Origin of the sequence: Pseudomonas sp. (genome assembly GCF_030150285.1) — a bacterium.
Taxonomy (GTDB): Bacteria; Pseudomonadota; Gammaproteobacteria; order Pseudomonadales; family Pseudomonadaceae; genus Aquipseudomonas.
The window spans coordinates 23797-43913 of sequence record NZ_JASLGE010000053.1 but is presented as its reverse complement, the minus strand read 5'-3'; the positions used below and the strand labels follow the sequence as shown (position 1 = coordinate 43913).

The window sequence follows — 20117 nt, the reverse complement described above, 5'->3', positions numbered from 1 at the left end:
GTCTGCGCCCCGGTCGCTATTGCACGCATACAATCAAAAAAGTGCTGGAGGCAACATGAGTTTCCGTTTGGGTGTTGACGTAGGCGGTACCTTCACCGACCTGCTCCTGATTAACGATGCAACCGGCGACAGCTTTACCGCCAAGGTTCCGTCCACGCCTCACAACCCCTCTATCGCCGTGCTCAACGGCATCGAGAAAATTTGCCAGACCTCCGGGGTCGCGCCGTCGGACATTCGTTCGGTGATGCACGGCACCACGGTGGCCACCAACGCCATTCTGACCCGGCGCGGCGCGAAAGTTGGCCTGGTCACCACCAAAGGCTACAAGCAGGTGCTGCATATCGCGCGTTCCTTTGTGCCGGGCGGTTTGGGCGGTTGGGTGACGTTTAATAAAGGTGAACTGCTGGCTCCGTTGGAGTGGACCGTTGAAGCCGACGAACGCATTGACACCCATGGCGAGGTGGTGCGCGAACTGGACCGCGAGGCGATTCGTGGCGAGCTGGAGCGCCTGAAGGCCGCCGGCATCGAAGCGCTGACCATCAGCCTGATCAATGCCTACGCCAGTGGCGAGCACGAACGCGCCATTCATGACATCGCCCGTGAAGTGATGCCGGGTATGCCGGTGTCGCTCTCGTCGGAAGTGGTGCCGGAGATGCAGGAGTACGAGCGCACCGAAACCACCGTGGTGAACAGCTACGTGCGTCCGCAAGTGGCCAATTACCTGGAACACTTGCAGGGCGAGCTGTGCCGGCGTTTGCGCCCGGATGTGCAGTTGTCCATTTTGCGCTCCGACGGTGGCTTGGCCACCAGCCAGTCGGCGGCCAGCACGCCGGTTAACCTGCTGCTCTCCGGCCCGGCGGGCGGTGTGGCGGGGGCCATCTGGTTCTGCTCCCGGGGCGGCTTTAGCAAAGTGCTGACCTTTGACGTGGGCGGCACGTCCACCGACGTTGCGCTTATCGATAACAACCAGGCGCGCATTCGCCGTGAAACCCGCGTGGGCAACGTGGCCGTGCGGGCTCCGTCAGTGGACGTACGCACCATTGGGGCCGGCGGCGGCTCAATGGCCTCTGTGCCGGAGCTGACGCGCGCGCTGCGTGTCGGCCCGGAAAGCGCGGGCGCAGTGCCCGGGCCTGCGGCGTATAACAAGGGCGGCACCGTGGCGACCGTTACCGACGCTAACGTGGTGCTCGGTTACCTGCCTGCGGAGCAAAAACTGGGGGGCGATTTTCAGGTGCGCAAAGACCTGGCGACCACCGCCGTGCAACTTATTGCCGATGCCATGGGGGTGTCGCTGTTCGAAGCCGCCGAAGGCATTGTGCGCATCGCCAACGAACATATGTTTGGGGCGCTGCGTTTGATCAGCGTCGAGCAGGGTTACGACCCGCGCGATTTTGCCCTGTGTGGCTTTGGCGGCGCGGGCCCGTTGCACGCCAATGCCTTGGGCATTCTGATGAACGCCTGGCCGGTGATTATTCCGCCGGGGCCGGGCGTGCTGTGCGCCTATGGCGATGCCACCACGCGGGTGAAAGACGAAGCCTCGCGCTCGCTGGTTCGCCGCGTGAGCGACCTCAGCGTGGAGGAGGTCACGCAGATTCTCGAGCAACTGGGCGACAGTGTGCGCAGCTCTCTGGCGGCACAAAACATTCCGGCCGAGGTGCAACAACTGAACTGGCAGGCCGATGTGCGCTACCAGGGCCAGGCATTGCTGCTGACCCTGGAAATCGATCTGGAACGTGTGGCCAGCGAAGGCCTGGCGGCGATCACCACTGCCTTTGATGCCGAGCACGAACAGCTCTTTACGTTTGCCCTGAGTGAAGCCCACGAGTTGGTCAACCTGCGCGCCATTGCCCGGGCTCCGCGTCCGGAAATCACCGAGCGTGCCTTCGAAGGTGCCGATCACACCCTGGCCGATGCGCATGTCGGCGAGACCCCCGTGCATTACGCCGGCAAGGACTACAGCGCCGCGCTCTATGCGCGCGGCAAGCTGAGCCCGGGGTTAGTGGTGCCAGGGCCATCCATTGTGATGGAAATGGACTCCACCACCCTTGTTCTTCCAGGTTACGAAGCGGCTGTGGACCGCGTCGGCAACTTGTTGATCCGCCCGCTGGGCCATCAGGAGTAACAGTCATGGTTGCGCGAATTAAACAAGAAAACAGCCAATCGTTTCAGCGGGTCGAGGTCGACGGCATCACCATCGATATCGTCGAAAATGCACTGGGCAACGCCCGTAACGAAATGGACGCGGTGCTGTTTCGCACCGCCATGAGCCCGGGCATTCGTGAGCAAGGCGATGCCTTCCCGATGATCGCCACCAGCGAAGGCAAAATGATCGTCGGCCAGTTTGGCTCGTTCATCACCGGCTTTCTGAAGAACTACGAAGGCGAGATTGAAGAGGGCGACGTATTCCTCACCAACGACCCTTACCTGTGCGGCGGGGCCGTCAGCCATTTGCCGGACTGGCTGGTGCTGATGCCGATCTTCAAAGACGGCCGGGTGATTAACTACGCCGCCATGTTTGGCCATATGTCCGACGTGGGCGGCAAGGTACCCGGCAGTTTGCCGACCAATGCCAGCTCGATCTGGGAAGAGGGCATTCGCATTCCGCCGGTGAAACTGTACCGCCGTGGCGTCATGAACAGCGACATGCTCGATGTGATCTTGCACAACGTGCGTATGCCGCGCTGGAACCGCTCTGACCTCAACGCCATTGTCGCGGCCTGCCGCACGGCCAGCAAACGCTGCATTGAGCTGGCGGAACGCTTTGGCGACGACGTTTTTTTCAGCGCCCAGCAGGAGATGCTGGAACGCACCCACCGGGCCATGAAAGAAGTGATCAACCGTGTGGTGCCCGAACACCGTCAAGAGTTCGAAGACTACATTTGCGACGATGGCGCGGGACTGGGCCCTTACACCTTGCGCTGCGCGCTGTGGCGCGAGGGTGACAAAGCGATCTTTGATTTCGAAGGCACTGACCCGCAAGCCCCGTCGTCAGTCAACTTCTACGTCAACGAGGAAATGTTCAAAATCTTCTTTGGCGCATTGACCATCAGCCTGTTTGACCCCGCCATTCTGCTAAACGACGGCTTCTACGACTTGGTAGAAGTGCGCATTCCGCAGGGCTCGATTCTTAAGCCTAACTTCCCGGCGGCGTTGTCGTGCCGCACCCATTTACTTGGTCGCATCTTCGACATGATGGGCGGGCTTCTTGGGCAGGGCACGCCACAGGCTATGAACGCGGCGGGCTTTTCTGACTCACCGCACTTTATGTATTCGGGCTATGACCAGCAAGGCGAGTGGTTCCAGTTGTTTCAGATCGGCTTCGGCGGTATTCCAGGGCGCCCTGTGGGCGATGGTCCGGACGGTCATTCGTTGTGGCCAGGCTTTACCAACGTGCCCAACGAGTTTGTTGAAGCGTATTTCCCGCTGCGTATTGAAACCTACGAAACCCTCTGCGACTCCGGGGGGGCCGGCTTGCACCGTGGCGGCAACGGGCTGCGTGTCGCGTATCGGTTGTTGGTGGATGGCGATGTGTCGATCCATGACGATCGCTGGCTGACCTACCCTTGGGGCGTCAACGGTGGAGCCCCCGGCGAACGCAGTCGCAAAGAGCTGCTGCGGGCCGACGGCACCCGTCAGATGCTGCCGGCCAAGTGCGACAACATTAAGGTGAAAACCGGCGACCTGATTCTGTTCGATACCTGGGGCGGCGGCGGTTGGGGTGACCCGTTTCTGCGCGAGCCGGGCAAGGTGCTGACCGATATCCGCCGGGGGTTGGTGAGTGTCGACGGCGCGCGTCGGTATGGGGTTGTCGTGGCCAACGACGCGGTAGACGAACAGGCCACCCTGGCGTTGCGTGAGGCCATGGCCAGCGCGCGCGGCGAAATTCAGCTGTTCGACCGTGGCGGCACGCTTGAGGAACTCAAGGCCCGCTGCCTGGTTGAAACCGGTTTGCCTGCGCCGGCCACGCCGGTCTGGGCATAGGGAGCGACCATGAGCCTCGACTCCCGCTCCCTGGCTGCCGCCCAGCGCTATGCGCTGGTGCTGGTGGACCTGTCCGTGGGCTTTACCAACCCGGCGCTAAGCCCGTTGGCCGCCGAGTGCAGCGCGGTGGTGCACGCCAACCAGCGGTTGCTGGCGGCCTTCCGGCACCGTGGCTGGCCGGTGTTTTTCACTACCGTGGCGTACAGCGCGCCGTCTCAGGCCCATGTGTTTCGCAGCAAGATACCGGTGCTGAACGTACTGGAAGCCGGGTCGCCGCTCGTGGCGATTGACTCGCGCGTGCAACCGCACGCCGACGAGCCGGTGCTGGTGAAACACTGGGCCAGCGCCTTCTTTGGCACCGATTTGGCCGAGCGCATTCATGCGGCTGGCGCGGATGGTGTGATGGTCACGGGCCTGACCACCAGCGGGTGCGTGCGCGCCACGGTGCTGGATGCCTTGCAGAACGAGCTGCGTGTGCTGGTGCCGGAGGAGGCCGTGGGCGACCGCGACGCCGAGGCGCATCGGGCGAACTTGCGCGACCTGCACATCAAGTACGCCGATGTGGTCACGCTGGAGCACTGCCTTGCGCTGCTGGCTTAGCGTCATGGTTCTCAGCGCCTTGTCGGGCTGCTCGTCACTGGCACCGGTGCCGGTTGCCGAGCGGCCTGCCGAGTCGGCACCGTGCACGGCGTATGTCGATGCCTGGGTCGGTCATTTCCGCGCGAACGTGGCGCGGCTCGACGGCCAGGCCCGCGATGCACCCAAACAACGCCTGAATGAGGCGCGCGAAGCATTGGCGCGTGCAGGGGTAACCGAGACGACGTGCGAGCGCCCGTTCTGCGTGGTGCAACCCGAAGCGGGTGGCCGCCTGAACAGTTACTGCGGCTACCGAGTGGACGACCCGACGGGTGCCGAGCTGTACCGCTGGGTGCCCTGGAAGCCTGCCCATTGAGGCAAACCCAATCACAAGACTCACCCTTTTCACTGCCGAGGTACCAAACGTGGGAGCCCAAACGCTCTACGATAAATTGTGGGACCGCCACTGGGTAGACGACCTGCCTGACGGTTCCAGCCTGCTTTATATCGACCGCCATCTGTTGCACGAGGTGACATCGCCGCAAGCGTTTTCCAACCTGCGCCTGGCGGGGCGCAAACCCTGGCGGCTGGACACCAGCCTGGCCACGCCGGACCACAATGTACCCACGTTGGGTCGCGACTTGGGCATCAGCGGTATCAGCGACAAGATCGCCCGGCAGCAAATTGCCATGCTGGAAAGCAACAGCCGTGAGTTTGGCATTCCGTTGTTTGCCTTGAACGATATGCGCCAGGGCATCGTGCACGTGGTCGGCCCGGAGCAGGGCCTGACCCTGCCCGGCATGACGCTCGTGTGCGGCGACTCACACACTGCCACCCACGGCGCACTGGCCGCTCTGGCGCACGGCATTGGCAGCAGTGAGGTGGAACATGTGCTGGCCACCCAAACGCTGCGCAGCCGCAAGTTGAAAAACTTGCGCATTACCGTCGACGGCACCTTGTCCGCCTATGCCACGGCCAAGGACCTTGCGCTGTTTATCATCGGCCAGATCGGCACCGCGGGCGGTACCGGCTATGCCATCGAATTCTGCGGGCCGGTGATCGAAGCCTTGTCGATGGAAGCCCGCATGACCCTGTGCAACATGAGCATCGAGGCGGGCGCGCGGGTGGGGTTGATCGCGTATGACCAGGTCACCGAGGCCTATGTGAAAGGGCGGCCGCTGGCCCCCCAAGGTGAGCAGTGGAACGACGCCATTTCGTACTGGCGCAGCCTGCAATCCGACCCGCAGGCCAGCTTCGACCACAGCGTGACAGTGCGTGGCGAAGACGTCCTGCCGCAAGTGACATGGGGCACCTCGCCAGAAATGGTCGTGGCCATTAACCAGGCGGTACCGACATTGGACAAGGCCCGCGACGCCCTGCAGCGTTTGGACTGGGAGCGTGCGCTCGCCTATATGGGCCTGGAGGCCGGGCAACAGATGATTGGCGTGCCGCTGGACCGAGTTTTCATCGGCTCATGCACCAATGCGCGTATAGAAGATCTGAGGGCCGCCGCCGAAGTGCTGCGCGGTCGTCGCGTGCATGCGCGCATCCAACAGGCGCTGGTGGTACCAGGCTCTGGCCTGGTGAGCTTGCAAGCCGAGCGCGAAGGGCTGGACCAGGTGTTCAAAGCGGCTGGCTTTGAATGGCGTTCACCGGGCTGCTCGATGTGCCTGGGCATGAACGCCGACCGGCTAAACCCCGGCGAGCGCTGCGGAGCAACGTCCAACCGGAACTTCGAAGGGCGCCAAGGCAAAGGTGGGCGTACCCACTTGCTTTCACCGGCCATGGCCGCTGCCGCGGCGGTGGCCGGCGAGCTCACCGATATCAGGAGCTTTTGACATGCAACCGTTTATCGAGCACGAGGGCATCGTCATCCCCCTCAACCGCGCCAATATTGACACCGACAGGCTGCTGCCCAAGCAGTATTTGAAGAGCCTGGAATCGGTTGGCTTTGGCGATTTTTTGATGGATGACGAGCGCTATCTGGACCCCGGCGAAGTTGACACGCCCCTGGCCAGTCGACGGCCTGACCCGCAGTGCATCCTCAATCAGGCACCCTACAACAAGGGCTCAATCGTACTGGCACAGGCCAACTTTGGCTGCGGCTCCAGCCGGGAGCACGCGGTGTGGGCACTGCGCGATTTTGGGGTGAAGGTCATCATCGCCCCAAGCTTTGGCGACATCTTCCGTATTAACTGTTTTAACAACGGCTTACTCCCGCTGCACCTGCCGCAGGCCGTGATCGATACGCTATTTGCTCGTTCCGAGCAGCAACCGGGCTTTACCGTCCGGGTGGATTTGGCGCAGCGTTTGCTTGCAACAGCGCAGCAGCATTGGCGGTTCGAGTTGGAGGAGGGGCGACGCCAGAATTTGCTGACGGGCTTGGATGAAATCGGTGAAACCCTGCGTTACGCCGACCGCATCAGCGCCTATGAACAACAGCGCAAAAGAACCGAACAGTGGGTGTTTCGTCACTGAAGGAAACACCCTCGGCCCCATAATAATAAGAGAGGTACGCCGTGGAATTTGCTAACGCGGAGCAGGATCGGGTCAAGATTTGCCTGATCGGCAACTCAAAGCTGAGTCAGATCGTGCACAGTTTGATACCCGAGTTCGAGTCGCTCGCCAGCATCACGATCATCGACAATATTTTTAACGATGCCGTGCGTGCTGCGCGTGACCTGATCGAGCGCCAGCAGGTGGATATTTTCATCAGCGCCGGGGCCAACGCGTTCTACCTTCAGGACACGCTGCCAACACCGGTATTGGCGTTGAAAGTGGAGCAGGCGGACCTGATTCAGGCGGTGCTCACGGCGCGGCGGATTTCACCGAAAATACTGATGCTCACCTACGAACGGCAGGAGGCTAATGTCGAGTTGTTGGGGTTGTTCGAGGGCCTCGACCTGACCCACCACACCTACAGCACGGCCGAACACGCCAAGGAGATTTTTCACAGCGTGCGCAATGAGGGCTTTGGTGTGGTGATTGGCTCCAGTTACGCCTGCGATTTGGCCGAGCAGTGGGGCCTGAATTCGGTGCTGATTTACTCGCGCGAGTCTTGCCGAAACCTGCTGCGCAAAGCTATTCGCACCGCCGGGCAGCACAAACGCCACAAGCAACAAGCCCAACTGGGGCAGTTCTTGCTGGAGCAAAACCCACTGCCACAAGTGTTGACCAACCAGGGCGGCATGGTCATCGCCTGGAACAGTGCCGCCGCGCAGTTTATTGGCAACATGAGCCGGCGACGGCGCCTGGACAGTGTGCTCAGCAGCAAATTGATCGATGCGCCGAGTTTGCGCGCCGAAGGCATTTTGGTCGGCGAGCGGTTGTGCAGCCTGCACAAGCAACCCTTCGAGGTAGAGGGCGAGCGTGTCGGCTTTCTCTACAGCTTTGTGCCCAGCCCGCAGGCATTGGCGCAAGACGATAGTCGGCGCCTGCTGTTCCAGTCCAGCCGCATGGCTGAAGTGCAGAACCAACTGAATATCTACGGGGCGACACCCAGCACGGTGCTGCTGCGCGGTGAGACCGGAACGGGTAAGGAACTGGCCGCGCGCCAGGTGCATTCGGCGTGTGCGAATGCCAAGGGCACGTTTGTCGCCATCAACTGTGCGGCGATTCCCGCTGAGCTGTTTGAATCCGAGCTGTTTGGTTACGCCGAAGGCGCTTTTACCAGCGCCAAAAGCGGCGGCAAGTCCGGCCTGCTTGAGAGTGCCAACAACGGCACCTTTTTTATGGACGAGATCAACTCGCTGCCGATGCCGCAGCAGGCCAAGTTGCTGCGTGTACTGCAGGAGCGGGAGATCATTCCGGTGGGGTCGCGGCGGCCGATTTCGTTGAACATCAAATTTATCGCCGCCTGCAACGTCGACCTGATGGACGAAGTGCGCGCCGGGCGTTTTCGCGAAGACCTGTACTACCGCATCAGCACGTTTGTCGTGCACATCCCGCCCTTGCGCGAGCGAACCGAAGACATTCCCTTGCTGACCCGTTACATGATGCGCCGCGAAACCCTGCGCTATGGCATAGAAGTCGAGCCCTACGCACTGATCAAAGGCGTAGCGGCGTTGTTCCGGCGTTATCACTGGCCGGGCAACGTGCGCCAACTGGAAAACGTGGTGGAGCGTCTGATCGTTTCCCAGCGTCTCTACGGCAGTTGCGAAGCCCTGCTCGACGCGCTGGAACGCGTGGTTCCCGAACTCTACGCGCCGCTTAACGAGCCCGAGAACGGCGGGCACCTGCACCATGTCGAGCAGGAGGAAATCGTCAAAGCCCTGCAACTGTTCGCTGGCAACAAAAGCATGGCCGCCGAGTACCTGGGCATTAGCCAGACCACGCTGTGGCGGCGACTTAAACGCTTGCAGAGCGGGGAGAACCAGGCATGAGCCGAGCCATTGAGGCCAGTGGCATGGGGCCGCTGGCCGACTAAGTTCCCCCCACCTCGCTTTTCAGCCCACACCGTGGTGCCGGTTCGATGCGGCGCGGGCTTTGTACCGTCTGATTTTATCCGCGCGTGGCGCGACCACCTTGACGAGTAAACCGTGATGCCTGACTACAATGCCCCCCTGCGAGACCTGCGCTTCGTGCTTCATGAAGTATTCGATGCCCCTGGCCTTTGGGCTCGCCTGCCAGCGCTGGCCGAGGTGGTCGACGCCACCACCGCTGACGCCATTCTGGAGGAGGCCGGCAAAATAACTGCAACGCTGATTGCCCCGCTCAGTCGCAGCGGCGATGAAGAGGGCGCGCAGTGGGTGAAGGGGGCCGTAAGCACCCCCGCGGGGTTTAAGCTGGCGTATGCGCGGTACATCGAGGGCGGCTGGGTCGGGTTGTCGGGTAACCCCCAGTTTGGCGGCATGGGGATGCCCAAGATGCTGGCCGTGCAGTTCGAAGAAATGCTCTACGCCGCGGACTCCAGTTTCGCCCTGTATTCGGCATTGAGCGCCGGCGCGTGCCTGGCCATCGACGCCCACGCCAGCGACGCGCTAAAAAAGACCTACCTGCCCGCCCTGTATGAAGGCCGTTGGGCGGGCTCCATGTGCCTGACTGAAGCCCAGGCCGGCACCGACCTGGGCATGATCCGTACACGCGCTGAACCGCAGGCCAATGGTCGCTACGCAGTGAGTGGCAGCAAAATTTTCATCACCGGCGGCGAGCAGGACCTTACTGAAAACATCATTCACCTGGTGTTGGCTAAACTGCCCGGTGCCCCGTCGGGCCCCAAAGGCATTTCGCTGTTTCTGGTGCCGAAAATCAAGGTCAACGCCGACGGTTCGTTGGGGGCCGCCAATGCCGTGAGCTGTGGCTCCATTGAACACAAAATGGGTATTAAAGCCTCCGCCACCTGCGTGATGAATTTCGACGGTGCAGAAGGCTACCTGATTGGCGAAGCCAACAAAGGCCTGGCGGCCATGTTCACCATGATGAACTACGAGCGCCTGTCCATTGGCATTCAGGGCATTGGCTGTGCCGAGGCGTCGTACCAGACCGCCGTCGCCTACGCCCGCGAACGCATTCAAGGCCGCTCACCCAACGGGCCGCAGGCACAGGACAACGCCGCCGACCCGATCATCGTGCACCCCGATGTGCGCCGAATGTTGCTCACCATCAAAGCCATGACCGAAGGCGGCCGGGCCTTTGCCTGCTATGTTGGCAAACAACTCGACCTCAGCAAATTCAGCGACGACACCACCGACAAACAGACGGCAGAAACGTTAGTGGCACTGCTCACACCCGTGGCGAAGGCCTTCTTTACCGACAGCGGCCTGGAAAGCACCTTGCATGGCCAGCAGGTCCTCGGCGGCCACGGTTACATCCGCGAATGGGGCCAGGAACAACGGGTTCGCGACGTGCGCATTGCACAAATTTACGAAGGCACCAACGGCATCCAGGCCCTCGACCTGCTCGGTCGTAAAATCATTGCCAACGGCGGCGCCGCGCTGCGCCAGTTCACCGCAAACATCCGCCACTCTGCGCAACAGCCCGACGCGTGCTTTAGCGAGCAACTACTCGACGCTGTCGACCGCCTGGAACGCACCACCGCGTGGATACACACGCACGCCGCCGGCCACCCCACTGAAATCGGAGCCGCCTCAGTGGAATACCTGCACTTGCTTGGCTACACCGCCTACGCCTGGATGTGGGCACGAATGGCCACAGTGGCCCAAGCCAAACGGGCCGAAGACGAAGCCTTCTATGGTGCCAAACTGGCCACTGCGCAATTCTTCTATGCCCGCCTACTGCCACGAACATTGAGCCTGGAAGCCAGCCTATGTGCCGGAAGCGAAACCCTCTACGGCCTCACGGCAGAACAGTTTTGAGCCCGGCGCTGCATGGCCCCTACGGTGTGGCCTTGGGAGCATTGTGTTTTATTGATTCGTGCGATGGCGGGTTCAAATGAGGGCCAAAATGCCGGAGCCATCTGTTTGTGTTGACTAATAATCTGTCGGATAAATAGCTTGGAATACCCGGTGGAATGCTGGTTGATCTGGCTTTCGATTGAAGGGGGCTTTTTAAACTCAGCCGAGCGACTCGTCAAAGTAGTCGCTGTCGAGCCTAGGCACTTTGTAAAGCTGCGAGCTGACGCCAACATCGTGATCCAACATCAGATTGACCAAGCGTTTGCCGTCGACCAGCACCAGCCCCTCGACCGATCGCGCGAACTCAACAGCTTGGGCGGTGAAGCCGGACGTGGTGATGAATACACCGCGTTTGGCTTTCTGCCCGGCGAGGGCACCATAAAACGCTTGCAGGTCGGGGCGGCCGACGGTGCTCTGCCAGCGTTTGGCCTGCACGTAGACCTTTTCCAGCCCCAGCGCGTCCAGCGAGATCACGCCGTCAATGCCGCCGTCGCCGCTGCCGCCGACTTGTTGCAGCGCCTGACGATTCGCGCCGTAGCCCAGGCTGTGCAGCACATCGAGAACGATGTGTTCGAAGCGCGTCGGGCTCACTTGCAGCAGGCTGTCCAGCAGGTCGCCCGCGACGCTGGTGCGCAACTCGAGAAGGGCTTGGTTCAAGCGCTCCTGCGGGCTGCTAGTAGCGATATCGATCGGGGCAATCAGCGTTGACATGTCGTTGCTTTCATCCAGCGGTGCGGCGTCCGGTGCTGTTTTCAGCCTTACGCTCATGAAGTTCACCGCTAAATGCTCGACCTGCTCTGCGCTCAACGGGGCAGGGTTAGCCTGAGCGAATGCACGGCCGGCGTCGGTCAACTGCCAGTAGCCCCGTTTGGCGCTGCTGGAAAAGCCGGCGCGTTTTAGCCGGTCATGCGCCCAACCGGAGCGATTTTTGTAAGTGGCCTGGCCACTGGCGATGGTTTCCTGCCGCTGTGCCTCGTTAAGCCCTAATGCCTGCGCGGCCGCTTCGTGGGTTTCACTCGCCGTGGCACCCTCCGGATGGGCGGCGAGAAAACGCAGGATGGGCTCGATGAACTGGTCGTAGGTGGGGACGGACATGGTTCGATTTCTTCCTGATGTCAGGTTTAGTCTTCCGTGATGGATCGGCGACCGCGCTTGTTTTTAGGGGCGGCGGCGCGTTGGGCCTTGATGCGCTCCATCAGCACGACAGCGGGTTCGTCGTTCGGGTCTTGCAGGACCCGTTCGCCTCGGAAGGCCTTGGCTAGGATGCTTTGGGGTAGAGGGTTAATACGCGCTCGGGCAAAGTAATCCCCCGCGGGCCATATTCTGTCGCTCATGATTGCATGTCCAGATCCAGTTTGCCCCGTAGTCCTGAACTTCAGCTATCGATTCAAACCAGTAATCATCCAGCCAGTACGTAACGTACCGTGCGGTTTAAGCGCTTGAACCACATGCTCAGCCGGAAGCGACAAATCAATGTCCATACTCAAGGCTTCCCGGTTGGAGGCGTCAATCAAATTGAAAACCCGAAAGTTGCGTCCGTCCGACAACGGGTCGTGCATAAAAGCCATCGACCAGCATTGATTACTGCCATCAGGCGCCGCCAGTGGCTCGGGCTTCGCGCGCACGATACGTTTGCGCGGCTTGATCCGCAGGTTCAGCTCCAGCTCGCGGTAAATCCGATACGTGCTTTTTAGGGGGGGATTACCGCGGCTGATCGCTTACACCAAGGCGAAGTTCGACAACCTGCCGAGCGCCGTCTTGAAGTCAATTGAAAGAGGAAATCAGTAATGGACCATGAAATGGAAAGCTTTCAGAAGGACTTGCTGGCTTCGGTACGTCAAATGAAGCCTGGCAAGGCCGCACGTACAACTGAGGTGAAGCTTTCGGCTGCGGCCAGGGCTAAAGTTGGCGTGTCGCAAAGTGCATTTGCGGAGCTAGTGGGCGTCAGCCAGCGCACGTTGCGGGGTGCCAGCCAGCACCCGGAGGCGTTGCGAGACCTTCAGGTCATCTGACGCCCAACTGCATCACCACCCGTGGCGGCTATCCGTTCAACGTATCGGTACGACGTTCCCATGTCGGTCGCCATGGCTGCCCCACCGATCCTGAAAACCCATGCGTTTAGCGTCATGTTCGCGATCTGGTTGTTGGCGTGGGTGTGTGGAATTCTGTCCACGCCGTCCACGCCGTCCACGCCGTCCCGGCCGCCTCGGCAGGGCGGGTGATGCGTTTGATGCTGGCGTTGGCAATCGCCAGCATCAGGTCAGGTTATTCTTAGGGATACAGTGCTGTCGGCATGTTGTTTTTTGCGGCTTCTTGAGGGCTGCTCGAATACCGCTGAGCGGGTTCGCGAAAACCAGCCCGCAGTTAACGCCGTAGTCAATGATTTCGCTGATGCGTTGGGAGAGTCGCTTGACTGCCTTGAGTTGGCGGTCTGAAAGGCGGGTTGCATTAGTAGGTAGGCGAGCTACCTCCGACACCGATGGGGTCTCTCAAACAAGTAGCGGTGGATCGGGGATACCAAAGGGGTACCCAAACGCCTGGAACTCAAAATGCCTCTGGGGCTGGGGACGCCAATGGCCGTGAAGCCCTTGATTTCACTGGATTTCAGGCACAAAAAAAGACGTCCGTGGACGTCTTTTTTCGTTGAAGTGGTGGGCCGGGGTAATCTGAACTGGGTTGCTAGATATTTGACTTAATTGATTAATATGAGTTTGTATTTTTCTTTGGAATACCAACTGGAATACCGTGAGAGTTGGAATAAGCCGTATGCTTCGTATCTGTCTCTTGCAGAGCACGGCTAAAAACCATCTGTTTACTCGAAACCGGGCAAGCTGAGCATGCCGCCTGTGGTGCGTTTGCCAAAGCCGGTGGGCATTAGGATTTTGTGCTTCTTCATCTCTGCGAGTACCGCCAACCATTCGATTTTGCCAAAGCGCAGCTTGGTGTCGTTCCAGCTATGCATGACTTCGTCCACGATGGCGTCATCGGAAACCGGGCGGCCTTCGAGAATAAAGTCGTTCCAGGCGGCATAGAGCGTCACAGTCATTTCGCAACGATCTGTATCCCAGTCCCGCATTAGTTCGATGACCTGCTCAATGGTGGCCCGCTCAGCGACCGACCAGGCGCTGCTATATGCCTTCCGATGCTGCCCTGCTTGGGAAAGTGGGAGATAAGCATGGCCAACAGTCTCGCGTTCGATGCGCTCATACCACTGATGGTTTTGCATCTCGCCTTCGACCTTATTCATCAACCGGCGATCGTGGGGGCCGGCGGCGTCGCGCAGGTAGTCACCTTGAATAACGGCGAGCCTGGCGGCGTGCTCGGCCAGGTAAATCACTTTCTGCAGCTTGCGTTGGCCGAAGGTGCGTTGGCTATGTAGCTGATGAGTGATTTCTGCTGCGAGTAGGGTGCGAGATACTTGCCGATCTGTGGCAATTGGAGCCTGCTGGCCATCGTCGGTAAGGGCTCGTTCGACGAGGGTGCTGGCCAACTGCTCGTTGAGCTGGCGGGCCTGAGTTAGGCTGGTTTTTAGTTGGTCGCATTGGGCCATTAGTTGATCGACCTTGGCGACGATGCGGCGTTGTTCATCAATAGGAGGAAGAGGTAGTGAGAATAATGCCATTTTTGTTGCGCTTACATTTGGAACACCGACAGACGTCGTATTTAATCCCAGTAAACTCTGACCAAGGGGGGACTTGAGATAGAGCAAACCAAATTGCGGTGTAATCGTGGGGAGGAAACGAATTCGAATCAAATAGGCGCTAGGGATCGCTAGAGTATCTTGGAGGAATAAAGCCATAGTACCTATGCTCCCCGATCGTGTTACTAGTAAATCACCGGATTTCAACTTGTAGAGGTCTAGTTTTTTTGTTGGTACATGTACCTGCGGGGGATCTCTCATTTCGATGAGTCCGCCAGAACTCATATCTGTCGTTCGGATCGTTGGTATACCACCGGAAGCGACATACTCTTCTTTTCCAAAACGGGGCCCGTAGAACGAGCTTTCCCAAGTGCTACCGAACTTGCACCATCGCCAGCCTTTTGGGAGAGCGTCAGGTCGTTGGTTAATTGCACTCGTGCTGTCTGCGTGCGTGTCATCAGGTTGCGAAACCAATTTGCCCATCACAGCCAATTGCAGCAGGGTTTGTTTGAGAGCGTCGATGCTGGATTCTGTGCGGAACAGGGAGTGGAGGTGTTCAGCCAAACGTTGCCAATTGACAGCGAAGTCGTTGGAATCGGTTGTTTGGGTAAGACTGTCGAGCAGCGCCTGCACCAACTGGGTGTGCGCGCTTTCGGCGCCGGCCTGGCGGGCTTCCAGACGGTCGCACAGGGTCATCAGCTCATCGACTTTGGCGACGATGCGATGTTGTTCGGCGAGCGGCGGAATCGCCAAAACGATGGGATAGATCTTCCTACCTGAAATTACTGGCTGCGCTGTCGCGTTTTCCTGCTCCTTGAGATTCGTCCCCTTGAGAAGCCAAAAAAAGAAGTTCTTATAAAAATTCTCTTCTGAGAAACTTACAATCAAGGCATTGTCTGTAATCCATGCATTGGCCGGAGTTAAATGTATTGATCCACAGTAATAGCCGACACGGCCGATAACCAAAGTTTCCTTATTAACATTCTTCTCGTCATGATATCCAGTTATGCCATTCCCACCATAAACAGGAATTCCACCGATTGGCTTCATGTTTGCGGATACGAGCCCATCACCAGAGGAAACGGAAATGATCTGCTGGAGCCGTACCCACTCCCAGCCATTCGGAAGTTCAAAAGCCTTTTCAGATTCATCAATACTAGGAAATGTAGATTGCTTTCTTGATCGCCCACCCGCCACAGACCTTGTCGTATCCTCATCAATGCGCTTAAGCAGCTCGCTGGCTGGCTCATCATTCGGATCCTGCTGCACCAGCTTGCCGCGCACGGCTAGCCCTAAAATCAACTCACGTAGCTTCATGATGCCATTCGGCGTCCCGACCAGCAGCGGCAGATTGTCGGTGAGCAATGTTGTCATATCTGACGCTCCAGTGCTTCTGTCAGCACAGCCTTGAGCTGGTCGCGCAGCTCATCGATCTCGTCTTGCAGGCTGGCATAGTTGCGCAGCAGTTCGTCCGGGTCATGGCTGATCTGCTCGCCGATATGCGGGTTTTTGCAGTCCAGGTTCCAGTTGCGCGCGTGCAGGTCTCCGACGCTGACCTTCCAGGCAAATTCGTTCTCCACTCGTGCGGCAAAGCCGTCGGCCTCGCTGCCCCACCAGGCTTCTTCCACAGCGAACTCTTCGATGCGCATGGGGCGGGTTTTCGAGTAGTTCTTAACGCCGGCCGGGTACTGGTGTTCGTAGAACCACACCTGTTTGGTTGGAGTGCCTTTGGTGAAGAACAACAGATTGGTCTTGATGCCGGTATAGGGATTGAACACGCCGTTGGGCAGGCGAACGATGGTGTGCAGGTTGCACTCGGTCAGCAGCTTTTCCTTGATCCGGCTTTTGATGCCTTCGCCAAACAAGAAGCCATCGGGCAGTACCACCGCGGCGCGGCCACCGTCTTTGAGCAACTGCATAATCAGCACCAAAAACAGGTCGGCGGTTTCGCGAGTGCGGAAGGCAGCAGGGAAGTTGGTTTCGATGCCATCTTCTTCCATGCCGCCGAACGGCGGGTTGGCAACGATGCAGTGCACGCGCTCACTCGGCCCCCAGCTGATCAGCGGTTTGCTCAGGGTGTTGTCGTGGCGAATCTGGTTGGGCACCTCGATGCCGTGCAGGATCATGTTAGTGGTGGCCAGCAGGTGCGGTAGCGGCTTTTTCTCCACGCCGAAAATGCTGGTCTGCAGGGTGCGTTCGTCTTCGGCGGTTTTTACATAGCGGCTGCGTTTGTGTTCGATGGCGCAGGTGAGGAAGCCGCCTGTTCCGCAGGCCGGATCCATGACCTTCTCGTCCAGTTTGGGGTCGACCATGCGCACCATAAATTCAGTGACTGGGCGCGGGGTGTAGAACTCGCCGGCGTTACCCGCGTTCTGCAGGTCTCGCAGCAGTTGCTCGTAGAGGTTGCCGAACTCGTGGCGCTCCTGGGCCTTGTTGAAGTCCACGCCTTCCTGAATCTTGTTGATCACCTGGCGCAGCAACTGCCCGGACTTCATGTAGTTGTACGCGTCTTCAAACACGCTACGCACCACGAAGGCCGACGGCGTGTTGCTGTACTCATGAAGGTTCTGCAACTGGGGGAACAGGTTACTGTCGATAAAGTCCTTGAGCGCCTCGCCGGTCATGCCTTCCGGATCGGCGGCCCAGGTACGCCAGCGGCAACTGTCGGGAATGGGCGAGCGGTAGTTGTCGTCCATCAGCTCCCATTCCAGCTCGCGGTCATCGAAGATTTTCAGGAACAACAGCCAAACCAACTGGCCAATGCGTTGGGCGTCGCCGTCTACGCCAACGTCTTTGCGCATGATGTCCTGGATGGACTTGATGGTGGAGCTAATGGACATGAAGTTCTCTCAACGCGTACCGCAAGGGGGGCGAAATTCTACCGGATAGTGGGGACGACTGCTTTGGCATGTCGTCGGTGCTTAGCCCTTAGCTTGCGTAAAGTTCGTCTTCCAGTTCGTGGATAGCCTTGTTGTAGCCAGCCTTGCCTCCAAAGGCCTTGACCAGCTCGATGGGCGCACCGATTTGACTGAATGGGTCAAGCTGCAGGATTTTGATGTCCTCAATATGCTCGATGCCGGTATCGGCGTATTTATCCAGCAAGGCCTCCAGTACTTGGCGGGCTGCGCCAGAATACTTGGCGAAATAGTTGCGCTTTTTCACCTGCTCGGCTCGCTCGCGGCGTGATAAGGCAGGCTGATCGAAGGCGACGTGGCAGATCAAGTCGAACGGATCGAGCGGCTTGCCCTGTTTGTTTTCCACTTCTTCGGCCAAGGCTTCCCACATCACGCCCTGGACGGCCATCTCCTCGATGATGACTTTCTTTTGCTCGGAATCACTCCAGCGCCGAAGGAAGTCATCCAGTGAGGCGAACTGCTTTTGTACGCAGGTGCGGGTGTAGTCGTGCAGCGATTCGGTGATCAGTCGGCCATCCGGACCGTAATACTGCACACGCTCGGCGATGACATAAATCGGGACGTTGTCGATGACGTACTTGATGCGTTTTTTGCCCTCATCTTCGCCGGTAAAATCCAGGTCATCGCCTTCGTTATCGTTGCCTGCGCTGATGCCGTCTTCATCGGCAAGCGGGTCATCCGGCGGTACGGGGGAGTCATCACTTTCTGGGGCGTAGATCACCACCGGGTCGCCGTCGAAGGCAGGGTCGGCAAACAGCTCGGTGGCCTTTTTGAAGTCCATGATGGTGAACCAGTACTTGCCGTAGTCCTCGTTGATGCGAGTGCCGCGACCGATGATTTGCTTGAACTCGGTCATCGATTTGATGTGCTGGTCGAGCACAATCAGCTTGCAGGTCTGAGCATCGACGCCAGTGGTCATCAGCTTGCTGGTGGTGGCAATCACCGGGTAGCGCTCTTCCGGGTTAATGAAGTTATCCAGCTCGGCCTTGCCTTCCTGGTCATCACCGGTGATGCGCATGACGTATTTGCGATTCTCGGCCACGCGCTCAGGGTTGAGGTTGACCAGGGCCTGGCGCATGCGCTCGGCGTGGTTGATGTCGTCGCAGAAGACTATGGTTTTCTGGAACGGATCGGTGGCCTTGAGGAGTTCGGTGACCTTTTGCGCCACCAGTTGGGTGCGTGCCTCGATAACCAGGGTGCGGTCCATATCCTTGAGGTTGTAGATACGGTCTTCGATCAGCTCGCCATTTTTATCGAGCATACCTTTGGGTGGTCGCCAGCCTTGCAGATCTTTGTCGAAGTCGATGCGCACCACTTTGTAGGGGGCGAGAAAGCCGTCTTCGATGCCTTGCTTCAAGGTGTAGCTGTAAATCGGTTCACCGAAGTAGGTGATGCTGGATACCTCTTTGGTCTCCTTCGGTGTGGCGGTAAGGCCGACATGGGTGGCGCTGGAGAAGTAGTCGAGGATTTCACGCCAGGCTGAATCCTCGGAGGCGCTGCCACGATGGCATTCGTCGATCACGATCAGGTCGAAGAAGTCGCGGGAGAACTGCTTGTAGATGTTCATCTCTTCATCAGTGCCGGTGACGGCCTGATAGAGCGACAGATAGATCTCGTAGGAGGTATCGATCTGGCGTTTGGCGATTTTGGTCATCGCCTGGCCAAAGGGTTTGAAGTCGTTGTTTTTGGTCTGGTCTACCAGGATGTTGCGGTCGGCCAGAAACAGGATGCGTTTCTTTTGTTTCGATTTCCACAGCCGCCAGATGATTTGGAAGGCTGTGTATGTCTTGCCGGTGCCCGTAGCCATCACCAGCAGGATACGGTCTTGGCCGCGCGCCACAGCCTCGACGGTGCGGTTGATGGCATTCATCTGGTAATAGCGCGGCATGCGACCGGAGCCGTCGTCGTAGTAGGGCGCTTCGATCTTGTGTTGGGCTGTTGTATCCAGCCCCTTCCACTGGCAGTAGCGGTGCCAAAGTTCGGAAGGGCTGGGGAATTGATCAAGGTTGAGTTCGGTTTCTACCTGGCTGCCTGTGCCACTGCGGTCGTGAAACAGGAAGCCATCGCCATTGCTGGAGAACACGAACGGTACGTCCAGCGCCTCTGCATAGCCCAGGGCTTGCTGCATGCCGGAGCCAACGGAGTGCTTGTTGTCCTTCGCCTCGATTACAGCGATAGGCAGGTTGGCTTGGTGGTAGAGGATGAAATCTGCACGGCGTGCTTCGCCACGGCTGTGAAGTTTACCCCGGACGATAATGCGGCCTTTGGTAAAGCTGACTTCCTCGCGCACCTGCTTGTGCATGTCCCATCCGGCTTGCTGAATGGCTGGGGCGATGTACTTGCTGCAGATGTCCCGCTCGGAAAGCGACTTTTTGTCCATAACCCCAATTCCCTTTCAAACCGGCCTGGTCGCTCCATTCCGGCACTGCTGATCGTGCTCGATGGGTGTAAATGTACCTTGTTTAATAGTGGCACGGGGGAAGATCGGATTTTGGTGATGGAGTTGTAGGCAAGATAAGCCGAGGCCATAGCAGGACTAGTGTTTCACGTCGTCCCTGCAGTGCGTTTATCTTGGATCGTGCCCTAGGGCAGGGTGAAGGTGGCTAGGAAGCAACGCCGTTAGGCAATCGGCAAAGAAGCCTAAAAATTTGG

General features: G+C 58.9%; 15 protein-coding genes and 2 pseudogenes. 10 read left to right on the top strand and 7 right to left on the bottom strand.

What is annotated here, in order from left to right:
* Window positions 1–55 precede the first annotated feature (55 nt).
* From Q1W15_RS11795 to Q1W15_RS11760, 8 genes are all read left to right on the top strand, one after another.
* Complete coding sequence (locus Q1W15_RS11795) at window positions 56–2122, top strand: hydantoinase/oxoprolinase family protein (RefSeq protein WP_300728261.1); 2067 nt, start codon at window positions 56–58, stop codon at window positions 2120–2122.
* Window positions 2123–2127: 5 nt separating this feature from the next.
* The gene (locus Q1W15_RS11790; RefSeq protein WP_300728259.1) at window positions 2128–3981 is read left to right on the top strand and encodes a hydantoinase B/oxoprolinase family protein; all 1854 of its coding nucleotides are present in this window, start codon (window positions 2128–2130) and stop codon (window positions 3979–3981) included.
* Between the two features lie 9 nt (window positions 3982–3990).
* Window positions 3991–4581, top strand: coding sequence for an isochorismatase family protein (locus Q1W15_RS11785; protein WP_300728256.1), 591 nt, complete (start codon window positions 3991–3993; stop codon window positions 4579–4581).
* Window positions 4565–4933 (top strand): hypothetical protein, encoded by a 369-nt coding sequence (locus Q1W15_RS11780; protein ID WP_300728452.1) that lies wholly within the window; start codon window positions 4565–4567, stop codon window positions 4931–4933. Before Q1W15_RS11785 ends, Q1W15_RS11780 begins: the two co-directional genes overlap by 17 nt.
* A 49-nt stretch (window positions 4934–4982) precedes the next feature.
* Window positions 4983–6395 carry a 3-isopropylmalate dehydratase large subunit gene (gene leuC, locus Q1W15_RS11775; protein WP_300728250.1) on the top strand — a complete coding sequence of 471 codons (1413 nt, stop codon included), beginning with the start codon at window positions 4983–4985 and terminating at the stop codon, window positions 6393–6395.
* Between the two features lies 1 nt (window position 6396).
* A complete protein-coding gene (gene leuD, locus Q1W15_RS11770) occupies window positions 6397–7035 on the top strand; it encodes a 3-isopropylmalate dehydratase small subunit (RefSeq protein WP_300728248.1) in 639 nt (212 codons plus the stop codon).
* A 41-nt stretch (window positions 7036–7076) separates the two neighbouring features.
* Entirely contained in the window at window positions 7077–8939 is a 1863-nt protein-coding gene (locus tag Q1W15_RS11765) for a sigma 54-interacting transcriptional regulator (protein ID WP_300728243.1), read from the top strand.
* A gap of 159 nt (window positions 8940–9098) precedes the next feature.
* Entirely contained in the window at window positions 9099–10871 is a 1773-nt protein-coding gene (locus Q1W15_RS11760) for an acyl-CoA dehydrogenase C-terminal domain-containing protein (RefSeq protein WP_300728240.1), read from the top strand.
* 198 nt (window positions 10872–11069) lie between these two features.
* Here the strand turns inward: Q1W15_RS11760 and Q1W15_RS11755 are convergent, their stop codons facing one another.
* From Q1W15_RS11755 to Q1W15_RS11745, 3 genes and pseudogenes are all read right to left on the bottom strand, one after another.
* Entirely contained in the window at window positions 11070–12005 is a 936-nt protein-coding gene (locus tag Q1W15_RS11755) for a restriction endonuclease (protein ID WP_300728237.1), read from the bottom strand.
* Between the two features lie 26 nt (window positions 12006–12031).
* Window positions 12032–12244: a hypothetical protein gene (locus Q1W15_RS11750; protein ID WP_300728235.1), complete on the bottom strand. Its 213-nt coding sequence runs from the start codon at window positions 12242–12244 to the stop codon at window positions 12032–12034.
* Window positions 12192–12592, bottom strand: a pseudogene (locus Q1W15_RS11745) (IS3 family transposase); the annotation flags it as partial. The gene Q1W15_RS11750 and the pseudogene Q1W15_RS11745, both read right to left, overlap by 53 nt.
* 105 nt (window positions 12593–12697) lie before the next feature.
* Here Q1W15_RS11745 and Q1W15_RS11740 point away from each other — a divergent pair.
* Together Q1W15_RS11740 and Q1W15_RS11735 are read left to right on the top strand one after the other, a co-directional pair.
* Window positions 12698–12922, top strand: a complete 225-nt coding sequence (locus Q1W15_RS11740) for a transcriptional regulator (protein WP_300728232.1) — start codon at window positions 12698–12700, stop codon at window positions 12920–12922.
* A 60-nt stretch (window positions 12923–12982) separates the two neighbouring features.
* Window positions 12983–13132 (top strand): hypothetical protein, encoded by a 150-nt coding sequence (locus Q1W15_RS11735; RefSeq protein ID WP_300728229.1) that lies wholly within the window; start codon window positions 12983–12985, stop codon window positions 13130–13132.
* Window positions 13133–13184: 52 nt separating this feature from the next.
* Here the strand turns inward: Q1W15_RS11735 and Q1W15_RS11730 are convergent.
* From Q1W15_RS11730 to hsdR, 4 genes and pseudogenes are all read right to left on the bottom strand, one after another.
* Window positions 13185–13333: pseudogene (locus tag Q1W15_RS11730) on the bottom strand (integrase); the annotation flags it as partial.
* Window positions 13334–13722: 389 nt separating this feature from the next.
* Entirely contained in the window at window positions 13723–15924 is a 2202-nt protein-coding gene (locus tag Q1W15_RS11725) for a restriction endonuclease subunit S (RefSeq protein ID WP_300728227.1), read from the bottom strand.
* Window positions 15921–17390 (bottom strand): class I SAM-dependent DNA methyltransferase, encoded by a 1470-nt coding sequence (locus tag Q1W15_RS11720; RefSeq protein ID WP_300728224.1) that lies wholly within the window; start codon window positions 17388–17390, stop codon window positions 15921–15923. Before Q1W15_RS11720 ends, Q1W15_RS11725 begins: the two co-directional genes overlap by 4 nt.
* Before the next feature lie 88 nt (window positions 17391–17478).
* The gene (gene hsdR / locus Q1W15_RS11715) at window positions 17479–19845 is read right to left on the bottom strand and encodes an EcoAI/FtnUII family type I restriction enzme subunit R (RefSeq protein WP_300728221.1); all 2367 of its coding nucleotides are present in this window, start codon (window positions 19843–19845) and stop codon (window positions 17479–17481) included.
* Window positions 19846–20117 lie beyond the last annotated feature (272 nt).